This is a genomic window from Actibacterium sp. MT2.3-13A, from assembly GCF_018139985.1.
Taxonomy (GTDB): Bacteria; Pseudomonadota; Alphaproteobacteria; order Rhodobacterales; family Rhodobacteraceae; genus JAGSOU01.
In genome coordinates this window covers 183,925-195,083 of sequence record NZ_JAGSOU010000002.1, presented here as the reverse complement: position 1 = coordinate 195,083, position 11,159 = coordinate 183,925, and the positions used below count along the sequence as shown (strand labels likewise).

The 11,159-nt window shown below is 67.6% G+C and carries 13 protein-coding genes and 1 tRNA gene; 9 read left to right on the top strand and 5 right to left on the bottom strand.

From position 1 onward, the window contains the following. Positions 1–47: 47 nt before the first annotated feature. A tRNA-Arg gene (locus KCI33_RS03010) sits at positions 48–124 on the top strand. A 269-nt stretch (positions 125–393) separates the two neighbouring features. Here the strand turns inward: KCI33_RS03010 and KCI33_RS03005 are convergent. The 5 genes from KCI33_RS03005 to KCI33_RS02985 form a co-directional block, all read right to left on the bottom strand. Next, entirely contained in the window at positions 394–741 is a 348-nt protein-coding gene (locus KCI33_RS03005) for a hypothetical protein (RefSeq protein WP_212523269.1), read from the bottom strand. Between the two features lie 232 nt (positions 742–973). After that, the gene (locus tag KCI33_RS03000; RefSeq protein WP_212523268.1) at positions 974–1,321 is read right to left on the bottom strand and encodes a YciI family protein; all 348 of its coding nucleotides are present in this window, start codon (positions 1,319–1,321) and stop codon (positions 974–976) included. Then, a complete protein-coding gene (locus tag KCI33_RS02995) occupies positions 1,321–2,160 on the bottom strand; it encodes a class III extradiol dioxygenase family protein (protein WP_212523267.1) in 840 nt (279 codons plus the stop codon). The genes KCI33_RS03000 and KCI33_RS02995 overlap by 1 nt, the downstream gene beginning before the upstream one ends. Beyond that, positions 2,160–2,501, bottom strand: a complete 342-nt coding sequence (locus KCI33_RS02990) for an extradiol ring-cleavage dioxygenase (protein WP_212523266.1) — start codon at positions 2,499–2,501, stop codon at positions 2,160–2,162. Before KCI33_RS02990 ends, KCI33_RS02995 begins: the two co-directional genes overlap by 1 nt. Then, positions 2,494–3,204 (bottom strand): alpha/beta hydrolase, encoded by a 711-nt coding sequence (locus tag KCI33_RS02985; RefSeq protein ID WP_212523265.1) that lies wholly within the window; start codon positions 3,202–3,204, stop codon positions 2,494–2,496. Before KCI33_RS02985 ends, KCI33_RS02990 begins: the two co-directional genes overlap by 8 nt. A 175-nt stretch (positions 3,205–3,379) precedes the next feature. On the opposite strand from KCI33_RS02985, the gene KCI33_RS02980 reads away from it, so the two are divergent. The 8 genes from KCI33_RS02980 to KCI33_RS02945 all read left to right on the top strand — a co-directional run bounded on the left by KCI33_RS02980 (position 3,380) and on the right by KCI33_RS02945 (position 11,134). After that, positions 3,380–4,135, top strand: a complete 756-nt coding sequence (locus KCI33_RS02980) for a GntR family transcriptional regulator (protein ID WP_349252167.1) — start codon at positions 3,380–3,382, stop codon at positions 4,133–4,135. Between the two features lie 195 nt (positions 4,136–4,330). Beyond that, the gene (locus KCI33_RS02975; RefSeq protein WP_249138873.1) at positions 4,331–5,659 is read left to right on the top strand and encodes an aminomethyl transferase family protein; all 1,329 of its coding nucleotides are present in this window, start codon (positions 4,331–4,333) and stop codon (positions 5,657–5,659) included. A 276-nt stretch (positions 5,660–5,935) separates the two neighbouring features. Then, entirely contained in the window at positions 5,936–6,931 is a 996-nt protein-coding gene (locus tag KCI33_RS02970; RefSeq protein WP_212523262.1) for a TRAP transporter substrate-binding protein, read from the top strand. A gap of 3 nt (positions 6,932–6,934) precedes the next feature. After that, complete coding sequence (locus KCI33_RS02965; RefSeq protein ID WP_212523261.1) at positions 6,935–7,447, top strand: TRAP transporter small permease; 513 nt, start codon at positions 6,935–6,937, stop codon at positions 7,445–7,447. Then, on the top strand, positions 7,444–8,748 hold the full coding sequence (locus tag KCI33_RS02960; protein ID WP_212523260.1) for a TRAP transporter large permease: 1,305 nt from the start codon (positions 7,444–7,446) through the stop codon (positions 8,746–8,748). Before KCI33_RS02965 ends, KCI33_RS02960 begins: the two co-directional genes overlap by 4 nt. A gap of 11 nt (positions 8,749–8,759) precedes the next feature. Then, complete coding sequence (locus KCI33_RS02955) at positions 8,760–9,725, top strand: VOC family protein (RefSeq protein WP_212523259.1); 966 nt, start codon at positions 8,760–8,762, stop codon at positions 9,723–9,725. A 9-nt stretch (positions 9,726–9,734) separates the two neighbouring features. Next, positions 9,735–10,463 (top strand): PIG-L deacetylase family protein, encoded by a 729-nt coding sequence (locus KCI33_RS02950; RefSeq protein WP_212523258.1) that lies wholly within the window; start codon positions 9,735–9,737, stop codon positions 10,461–10,463. Then, positions 10,463–11,134: a 4-carboxy-4-hydroxy-2-oxoadipate aldolase/oxaloacetate decarboxylase gene (locus KCI33_RS02945; RefSeq protein WP_212523257.1), complete on the top strand. Its 672-nt coding sequence runs from the start codon at positions 10,463–10,465 to the stop codon at positions 11,132–11,134. The genes KCI33_RS02950 and KCI33_RS02945 overlap by 1 nt, the downstream gene beginning before the upstream one ends. The last annotated feature ends 25 nt before the right edge of the window (positions 11,135–11,159 follow it).

The window sequence follows — 11,159 nt, the reverse complement described above, 5'->3', positions numbered from 1 at the left end:
TTCCCGGTTGCGGGGGCCGGGCGCATGGCCTATATGCTCGGCCTCAGGCACCTGTAGCTCAGCTGGATAGAGCGCTGCCCTCCGAAGGCAGAGGCCAGAGGTTCGAATCCTCTCAGGTGCGCCACTTTCCCCGTCAATCGCCCGGTGTTCGCGTCGGTATCGGTGTTCCGGCGCCCGGCGCATGCTGCGGCCCCGTCGCCGAAAACGTGGGAATCAGAGATCCCGCGGCGCGCGCCGCGCCGGCCGGCCCTTGATGCCTGGCGCGGAAGATCGGCAAAATCCGTTACCACAAAAAAACATGCGCCGCCGTCCGGATGGACGGCGGCGATCAGGGGCGTTGTGGTTGCGGGGGTCCTCGCCCGGTGGGGGCTCACGCCCGCAAGTGATCTGGAGTCAGTGCGTCGATTTCGCGTCGGCGGCCTTCGTCTCGGAGTGCGGCCAATACTGCGAGTCCAGAACGAAGACCTTTTCATGCGAGTCGAATTCGAGCGTATAGTGACGCCCGTCATAGACATGAACGCGCCTCAGGGGGCACCCCCCCGACTGGGTGATCACGCGGTCCCCGCGCCGGAGATCCTGCACTGGCAGCGCGCCGCGCAGCGTCAGGACGATCGCGTCGACGGGGAGGGTCGCGGAAGGGCATTTCGCGGTTTTCGGAGCGCTTGGCATGGTGTGGGGCGGGTATTTCTCGTCGTGCGCGGCGATCCGCACGGTTCCTTGCCCGGCATCGTTGGGTGTCATGGTCGTAAGCCTTGTCCAATTGAGCAACTCGCTTATAGCGGGAAAATGTGGCGAAAATTTGATCACGGGAAAACGGCGCGCGAGCGCGCGGGACCCGGGGCAGGGGGCGGCCCCGTCCGGCGGTCTTCGCAGGGCCGAACTGCACGGTTCCCCTAGGCTGTTCCCCGCGCCATTCCGCGCAGGATCCCGGCCTGGAAGCCGGTGAAATCCCAAGACCTTCGCGCGCTGGCGATCAGGGCGCGCCCGGCGCCTCTTGCGGCAGGCGCGGGCTCATCGGGTCGGCGATGCGATGCGCCTGGAACGTGTCCGGCAGCGCGGTCAACTCGATCTCCGACACGATCCCGGCGCAGTTGAACGGATCGCCCTCGGCAAAGGCGCGGGCGTCGGCCGCCGTGCGCGCCTCCAGCAGGCCGAAATTGCCGATCGCCGCGCCGTCGTCGCCGATCAGCGCCGCGCCGATCAGCACCGAGACCCGCCCGCCGCCGCCGGAGGCCACCCAGGCGCGATGCTCCGGCCGGATCTCGTCGCGCAGGGCGTCGTGGCCGGGTTGATGGCGGCAGCGCATCAGGAAGAAGGCCATCACGCGTTCTCCAGCACGACCATGCCGGCGCCCGTCATCGAGGCCGGCGCGTGGTAGTGCTTGTGCACCAGTTTGACCTCGGGGTTCATCGCCGCGCGCATCACCAGCCACATGATCAGCTCGGCCCCCTCCGAGCCGAAGGTCTCGACGTAATCCTCGCGGCTCATGTCACGGTAACGCCCGGGGTCGTTCGCGATGCCGTCGAGCCAGGCGAGATCCGCCTCGCGGTTGATGAAGCCCGCGCGCCGCCCCTGCAACTGGTGCGACAGCCCGCCGGTGCCCATGATCACCACGCGCTCGTCGCCGGGGAAGCTCTCGATCGCCGCGCGCAGGACCTTGCCCATCTCCCAGCAGCGTTGCGGGGTGGGGATGGGATACTGGATGGTGTTGACCCAGATCGGCAGCACCTTGACCGGCCAGGCCTCGGGGCGGCCGAAGAACAGCTCCATCGGAACCTGGAGGCCGTGATCGACGTCGATCTCGCGGCAGACCAGCGGGTCGAAATGGCTTTCCACCAGCTTGTCCACGAAATGCCAGGACAGCTCCGCCGCGCCCTCGAAATCGGGGATCGCGCGGCGGCCCCAGCCCTCGTCCACGGGCCTGTAGCGGTCGGCGACGCCGACGGCGAAGGTCGGCACCCGGTCGAGGAAGAAACTGTTGCCGTGGTCGTTGAAGATCACCACCGCCACGTCGGGCCTGGCCGCGCGCATCCAGGCCTTGCCGGCCTCGTAGCCGTCGAAGAAGGGTTTCCAGTCAGGCGTGCCGTCCAGCCCCTTGTCGAGGGCCACGCCGATGGAGGGAACGTGGCTGGTGCCCACGCCGCCGATTATCTGTGCCATCAGGTCTTTCCCAGCCGGTGTTTCAGGAAATCGTCATGCGCCATGCCCGCCTGCGCGGCGCCGATCTGGGTGATCGGGACCGGATCGACGGCGGAAATCTTCAGGATGAAAAACAGGTTGCCGCCCAGCCGCACCATCTCGTGCCAGTCGCGCGCCCGCACCGCGGCCTTTTCCGCGTCGGAAAGGTCGAAGCGGTCGAGGAACGCGGCCTCGTCCTGCTTGAATGCCGCGCGGTTGGCCGGATCGCCCAGCGCCATGGCCATCTTGTTCAGCCGGTAGCCGCGGATCGAGCCCGCACGGTCGAACAGCGGCGTGTCGGGGATGTCGTTGCTCTCAGTCATGGAGCGCCTCCTCGTGGCGCGACAACCAGCCGTTGATCGCGGCCACGGTTTCCGCGGGGCGCTCGACGGGCATGAAATGGCCGGCATCCGCGATCACCTGAAGCTCCGCATCGGGGGCGAGATCGGCGATCTCGCGGTGCTGTTGCTCGGGGGACCAGCCGTCCTCGGTGCCGGTCAGCAGCAGGATCGGGCAGGCGATGGCGGGCAGGTAGGCGGCCGCGTCGGGGCGGTCGATCAGCGCGCGGATCTGGCGCTCATGGACCTGCGGTCCGGCGGCGAGGACCATCTCGGTCAGTTCCGCGACCAGCGCCGCGTCGTCCCTGCGCGCGGGCGCCAGCATCGGCGGCAGCCACTCGGCGGCCAGCCCCGCCATGTCCGCGTGCGCGAGGGCGATCTTGGCCTGGCGCTTGGGCAGTTCGCCCTCGGTCAGCGCATTGTGCCCGGTATTGGCCAGCACCAGGCCGCGCACGCGGTCGGGCGCCTGGCGCGCCATCTCCATCGCGACGCGCCCGCCCATGGAATGCCCGACGGGCAGCAGCGGGCCGTCGAATTCCTCGAGCAGCCGGCGGGCCATCGCCGGGATCGTGCAATCACGGGTCACGTCGGCGTTTTCCGGCGCAAAGCCTGCCGGCGCCGCGGCGGCGACGTGGCGCCAGACGCGCGAATCGGACACCAGCCCGGGGATCAGTAGCAATGTGGTCATGCGGGGCAGTCCTCCTCTGCCTCGTGGATACATGACATCATCGGTTATCGAGAAAAGCCCAATTTCGCAACATGTATCGCCTAGGATTGTATACAGACGGCGAGATACCGCGCTATGTTCAGGTCGCGGACCGGATTGGTGTATACCTGCGGCAGAGGGAGAAGGAGACGGGCGCGTGGCGCAAGAAATCGAAGCAAAGACCCACACGACGCGGGCGCTGATCGAGTTGCGCCAGCGCATCCTGAGCGGCGCGTTTGCCGGCGGCACCCGTCTTTTCGAAGTCGCGCTGGCGGAGGAGCTTCAGATCTCGCGCACGCCGGTCCGTGCGGCGATGTCGCGCCTCGCCGAGGAGGGGCTGCTGGAGCGCGTCCGCAACGGCGGCTTCGTCGTCCGCAGCTTCGCCTATGCCGATGTCCTGGACACGATCGAGCTGCGCGGGGTGCTAGAAGGCACCGCAGCGCGGCTCGCCGCGGAGCGCGGCGTGACGGAGGCGAAACTCAGGGAGATCAACGACATCCTGACCCGGCTGGACGCCTGTTTCGGGGCCGCGCCGGGCGCGGTCGATTTCGTGTCCTACTCCGATCTGAACGGCCGCTATCACGAGGCGTTGTCCCGCCTGGCGGACAGCCTGACCATCGAGCGCGAGATCGCGCGGGTGACGCATCTGCCCTTCGCCTCGCCCTCGGCCTTCCTGCCCACCGGGCTCAAGCCCGAGGCCTTCGGGCGCTCGCTGCGGATTGCCCAGGCCCAGCACCGCGCGATCGTCGAGGCGATCGCCGCGCGCGAGGGCACCCGGGCCGAGGCGCTGGCCCGCGAACACGCCCGCGCCGGGCGCGAGAACCTCGCGCGCATCTTCGCCGGCGACCGCGATGTCGCCAGCGCCATGCCGGCGCTGGCCCTCGTGGAGCCGGGCGGGCGCGACCGGGCCTGAGCCGGGGCCCGCGGGTGTCGGCAAAACGCCGCCCCGGCGGATTTTTGAGCTTGCCGAAAACCGGGGAGGCGCGCTAACCCATGTATACATCAGCTTGCCTGAAGGGAGGAATTGGAAGTGTCAGGTCAAAATCTCACCTCTGTTTTGGAGGCGTATTCGAACCCGGTGGAGCTTCTCCGGAATTCGAAGATCGGTATGTATGTATACCCTGTCGTCGCGCCGGAGTTCTCGAACTGGCGCGATGAGCAACGCGCATGGCGCGACTCGGCGGTGCTGTTCGACCAGACGCATCACATGGACGAGCTGATCGTCGAGGGGCCCGATGCGGCCGCCTTCCTCGATCACGTCGGGATCAACAGCTTCGCCAATTTCGGCCTCAACCGCGCCAAGCACTTCGTGCCGGTGACGCCGGCCGGCCATGTGATCGGCGACATGATCATCTTCCGCGAGCGCGAGGACAAATTCGTGCTCGTCGGCCGCGCGCCCACGGCGAACTGGGTGCGGTTCCAGGCCGCGATCGGCCACTGGAAGGTGCGCCTGGTCCACGATCCGCGCTCCGACAGCCGCCCCGACGGCCGCGCGATCTACCGCACGCATTACCGCTTCCAGATCCAGGGGCCCGACGCGGCGAAGATCTTCGAGAAGATCAACGGCGGCCCGGTGCCGGAGGTGAAGTTCTTCCATGTCGACTGGATCAACGTCGGCTCGCGCCGGGTGCAGGCGCTGCGCCACGGCATGGCCGGCGCGCCGGGTCTGGAGATCTGGGGCCCCTATGCCGACAAGCACTACATCCAGTCCACCATCATGGAGGCCGCGCGCGAGGTCGGCGTGGACCTGCGCCTCGTCGGCAGCCGCGCCTACTCCACCAACACGCTGGAATCGGGTTGGATCCCGTCGCCCCTGCCGGGCATCTACACCGGCGACGGCATGATGCAGGAATACCGCGACTGGCTGGGCGCCGACAGCTACGAGGCCGTGGGCTCGATCGGCGGCAGTTTCGTCAGCGACAACATCGAGGACTATTACGTCAACCCGTTCGAACTGGGTTACGGCTTCTACATCGGGTGGAAATCCGACTTCATCGGCAAGGACGCGCTGACCCGGATGAAGGACGCCAGGAACCGCAAGAAGGTCACCTTCGAGTGGAACCGCGAGGACGTGCTGAAGGTCATCGCCTCGGGCTTCGAGGAGGGCACCCCCTACAAGTGGATCGACTTCCCGCAGCCGAACTACGCCTCGAGCAGCGCCGACATGGTGATGCATGGCGACAAGATGGTCGGCATGTCGATGTTCAACGGCTACAGCTTCAACGAGCGGTGCATGCTGTCGCTCGGCGTCGTCGACGCCGACGTGCAGGAAGGCGACGTGCTGACCCTGAAATGGGGCGAGCCGGACGAGACCGGCAAGACCTCGACCGAGCGGCACAAGCAGGCCGATATCCGCGTCCGCGTCTCGCCCACGCCCTATGCGCGCGAGGCCCGCGAGAACTACGCCGAAAGCTGGCGCACCAAGTCGAACGCCTGAGGCGCCACGGCTGGATCCCTGGCGGCGGCGCGACGGCAGGTCGCGCCGCCGGTTCCCCGTAAGGGGCGGCGGGTCGGATTTTGAATTCCCGAAATTCCTTTAAATCCGTGCCGGGTGCCGCCTATGGCGGGACACGGTGTTGCGTATTTTGAATGACCGAGGCGAAGAGCGAATTAGGTGTATCGCCCGCCGCCGGGTAGCCTGTGCCCACGGATGGGAGACCCGCGCCGGCCGGAGGAGGGCCCGGAGCAGGGATCAGGACCTAGGGAGGAACACATGCTGAAAACCAAAATCACCGGCCTTGCCGTGGCAGCCGCCATGGCTGCGGGCAGCCAGTTCGCCGCGGCCCCGGCCGTTGCCGAAGAGCTGTCCTTTGCCCACTTCGTGCCGCCGGCGCACACGCTGACCACCGCCGTGGTCGAGCCGCTGGCCAACGGGGTGAGCGCCGAGACCAACGGGGATCTGACCGTGCGCGTCTATCCGGGCGGCGAGCTGGGCGCCGGCCCGCTGGAGCAATATGTCCGCGCCGTGCAGGGCGTGGCCGATATCGTCTGGGGCCTGCAGGGCTACACCTCGTCGCAGTTCCAGAAGACCATGATCGCCGAGCTGCCGGGCGCCGTGCCGGACGGGGCGCCGGGCTGGAAGGCGATCTGGAACGCCTATGACCTGATCCAGGACGAGTTCCCGGCGACCAAGCCGCTGGCGCTGTGGACCTCGGAGCCGAACATCTTCATCATGAAGGATCACGAGGTCCGCGCGCCGTCCGATGTCGCCGGTCTGAAGATCCGCGTCGCCGGCTCCGCCTCGGCCGCGGTGATCGAGGCGCTCGGCGGCACCCCGGTGCAGATGCCCGCGGGCGAGATCTACAACGCGCTGCAGACCGGGCTGATCGACGGCGTGGTCACCGGCACCTCCGCGGTCGGCGATTTCAAGCTCGACGAGGTGGCCAACTCCTACACCTTCGGCGCGCCTCTGGGCAGGCTGACCTTCTATGTGGTGATGAACCAGGCCCGCTATGACGGGCTGAGCGACGCGCAGAAGGCGGCGATCGACAAGTATGCCGGCGAGTTCCTGTCGAAGAGCGCCGAGGATGGCTGGCTGGCCAAGACCGCGCAGGTGTTCGAGGCGCTCAAGGCCGCCGGCGACAACACCATCATCGAGCTTTCCGACGACGAGGCCGCGGCCTTCGGCGCGCTGACCTTGCCGGTGACGGACAGGATCGTCGCCGATCTCGGCGCCCAGGACGTGCTGAGCGCGCTGCGCGGCGAGTAAGCCATGCTGCGCGGCCTGCGAAAACTTGCGGACGGGCTGATCGGCCTGTCCGCGCTGCTCGGCACGATCGGTCTGATCTTCGTGACGGGAACGGTCATCGTCGATGTCGTCGGCCGCGCCTTCCACGCGCCGCTGCGCGGGGCGCAGGACTATACCCAGATGGGAATGGTCATCATCGTCTTCGGCGGCATGGCGCTGTGCGACAAGCTGGGCGGGCATGTCTCGGTCGATATCTTCGAGCGGAGCTTTCCGCATCGGTTCAACCATTTCGCGGATATCGCCGCGGCGCTGATCGGCGCAGCGGTGTTCGCGGGCATCGCCTATACCGTCTATGAAAGCGCGAAACTGTCCCAGATGCTGAACCTCGCCACCAATATCGTGCGCCTGCCCAAGGCCTGGTTCCAGTGGGTAATGGTCGGCATGGCGCTGGTCACCGCCCTGGGAATGATCGTGCGCGCGATCGAGCTGTCCCTTGCGGGGTCCGGCGCGCGCGCGCCCAGGGAGATCCGGGAATGAGCGGCGCACTGGTCGGCCTGATCGGCATCCTCGTTCTCTTCGTCCTTCTGATCGTGCGGATCCCCGTGGCGCTGGCGATGTTCGCCGTGGGCTTCGTCGGCATCTGGGCGCTCAAGGGGCTGAACGCGGCGATGAGCCTGATGGCCTCGGAAAGTTTCACCCTGGCCTCCTCGGCCGAGTTGGTCGTGGTGCCGCTGTTCATCCTGATGGGCAACGTCGCCTCGGTCACGGGGATGAGCGCGCGGCTCTACGATGCCGCCTACGCGATCATCGGCCACGTCAAGGGCGGGCTGGCCTCGGCCACGGTGCTGGGCTGCGCGGGCTTCGCCGCGCTGTCGGGCTCGTCGGTGGCCTCGGCGCTGACCATGGGCAAGGTTTCCATGGCGCAGATGGACCGCTTCGGCTACGACAGCCGGCTGTCCACGGGCGTGGTCGCGGCGGGCGGGACGCTGGGCATCCTGATCCCACCCTCGACCGGCTTCGTGATCTACGCGATCCTCACCCAGCAGTCGATCGGGCGGCTGTTCCTGGCCGGCGTCCTGCCGGGGCTGCTGCTGCTGACGATGTTCGTCGCCACCGTGTCGCTGATGTGCTGGCTGCGCCCGAGCCTCGGGCCGCAGGGCCCGCGCAGCACGCTGGGCGAGAAGGGCCGCAAGCTGGCCGCGGCGCTGCCGGTCCTGCTGGTGGTGCTGCTGACCATCGGCGGGATATACGGCGGGATGTTCTCGCCGGTCGAGGCCTCGGCGGTGGGCGCCGGGCTGGTCATCGTGATCGGCGTGATCGAGCGCCGGCTGACCTGGGCGAGCTTCTGGGCCGCGGCCAAGGATTCGGTGGTCACCACCGCGACGGTGATGCTGATCCTGATCGCCGCGCATATGATCAACCCGTTCCTCGCGCTGACCCATATCCCCAGCCTGGTCGGAGAATTCCTTACCGGGCTCGAACTGGCGCCGCTGGCGGTATTGGGGCTGATCCTGCTGACCTATCTGGTGCTGGGCTGCTTCCTCGAAGGCTTTGCCATGATGGTGCTGACCATGCCGATCTATTTCCCGGTGATCACCCAGCTCGGCCTCGATCCGATCTGGTTCGGGGTGCTGGTGGTGCTGACGCTGGAAATGGGCCTGATCTCGCCGCCCGTGGGCATCAATGTCTTCATCGTGAAATCGGTCGCGCGGGATGTGCCGCTGGGCCGGATATTCGCGGGCGTCGCGCCGTTCTGGGTGGCGATGTTCGTGACGCTGGTGATCCTGGTTCTGTTCCCGCAGATCTCGCTGATCCTGCCCAACACGATGATCCAGTAGGAGGAATTCCGATGGCAGAACCCTGTTTCGATGTCGCCCATCTGGGCCATGTCGAGGTCTACACCGACAAGTTCGACGAAAGCCTCGATTTCTTCACCCGCGTCTTCGGCCTGACCGAAAGCGGACGGGACGGCGACAGCGCCTATCTGCGGGCCTACGACGATTACGAGTTCCACACGCTGAAGCTCACCCGCCACCACACCACGGGCGTCGGCCATATCGGCTACCGCACCTCCTCGGCCGAGGCGCTGGAGCGGCGGGTGGCCGCGATCCGGGCGGCGGGCTACGGGGGCGACTGGGTCGAGGGCGACCTCGGCCACGGCCGCGCCTTCCGCTTCCACGATCCCGACGGCCATGCCTTTGAGCTCTACTGGGAGACGACGCCATACGAGGCCCCCGAAGAGGAGCGTCCGGCGCTCAAGAACATCGCGCAGCGCTATCACGGCCGCGGCGTCTGCCCGCGCCGGATCGACCACCTGAACCTGCTGGCCAGCGACGTGTCGGTGTTCCGCGATTTCATGGTGACCTGCCTCGGCAGCCGGATCACCGAGCAGATCCAACTCGACAACGGCCGTCTCGGCGGCTGCTGGTTCACGGTCAACAACAAGACCTATGACCTTGCCTGCACCGAGGATCACGCGCGCGGCGCGCGCGGCCGGCTGCATCACGTCACCTATGCCACCGACCAGCGCGAGGACATCCTGCGCGCCGCCGACATCTTCCTGGAGAACGGCGTCCATATCGAGACCGGCCCGCACAAGCACGCCATTCAGGGCACCTTCTTCCTCTATGTCTGGGAGCCCGCGGGCAACCGGGTGGAACTGGCCAACGCCGGCGCGCGGCTGATCCTGCGGCCCGACTGGCAGCCCGTCACCTGGACCGAGGCCGAGCGCCGGAAGGGCCAGGCCTGGGGCCTCAAGACGATCGAGACATTCCACACCCACGGAACGCCGCCCGCGAACGAGGCGGCGCAGTAGGAGAGCAAGATGACGAAGACAGCTTTGGTGATCAGCGCGCATTCGGCGGATTTCGTCTGGCGCTGCGGCGGGGCCATCGCCCTGCACCAGCAGAAGGGCTACGACGTGACGGTCGTCTGCCTGTCCTATGGCGAGCGCGGCGAAAGCGCGAAGCTCTGGAAGCAGGAGGGGATGACCCTCGACAGGGTCAAGACCGAGCGCCGCAAGGAGGCCGAGGCCGCAGCCGCCGCGCTGGGGGTGCATGACATCCAGTTCTTCGATCTCGGCGATTACCCGCTGGTGCTGGAGCGCGAGGACAAATACCGGCTGGTCGACGTGATCCGTGCGGTGCAGCCGCGCTTCATGCTCGGCCATTCGCATTACGATCCCTACAACACCGACCACATGTATGCGACCTCAGTCGCGCTGGAGGCGCGCATGATCGCGCAGGCCTGGGGTCACAACCCCGGCGAAAAGGTGCTGGGCGCGCCGCAACTGTATCTCTTCGAGCCGCACCAGACCGAGCAGATGGGCTGGAAGCCCGATGTCTTCCTCGACATCACGCCGGTCTGGGAGAAGAAGCGCGCGGCGATCGAATGCATGCAGGGCCAGCAGCATCTCTGGCACTACTATACCAACGTGGCCGAGAACCGCGGCAACCACTTCCGCCGCAACTCCGGCGGGCAGGCCGGCGGGCGGGACTGCCAATATGCCGAAGGCTTCCAGTCGGTCTTTCCGCGCACGGTGGACGAACTGTGATGGCGCGGGTGGTTCAGGATATCGCGCGCGCCGATGCCGCGGTGATCGCGGGGCTGGCCGAGGCCGGCGTCGCGACGGTGCACGAGGCGCAGGGGCGCAAGGGGCTGCTGGCCTCCTACATGCGGCCGATCTACGCGGGCGCGCAGGTTGCCGGCTCGGCGGTCACGATCTCGGCCCCGCCGGGCGACAACTGGATGCTGCATGTGGCGATCGAGCAGGTGAAGGCGGGCGATATCCTCGTCCTCGCCCCGACCTCGCCCTGCGAGGACGGCTATTTCGGCGACCTGCTGGCCACCTCGGCCCGCGCGCGCGGCTGCCTGGGGCTGGTGGTCGACGCCGGGGTGCGCGACGTGCGCGACCTGACCGCGATGCAGTTCCCGGTGTGGTCCAAGGCGGTCTTCGCGCAGGGCACGGTTAAGGAGACGCCGGGCTCGGTCAACGTGCCGGTGGTCTGCGCGGGCGCGCTGGTCAATCCCGGTGACGTGATCGTGGCCGATGACGACGGCGTCTGCGTCGTGGCCCGCGACGAGGCCGCGGCGGTTCTGGACAAGGCGCGCCAGCGCATGGCCAACGAGGAGGCCAAGCGCGCGCGCCTGGCGGCGGGCGAGCTGGGCCTCGACATCTACCAGATGCGGGCGCGGCTGGCCGAGAAGGGGCTGAAATATGAGTGAGCGCGCGCAGCTTGCCCGCCCGGGA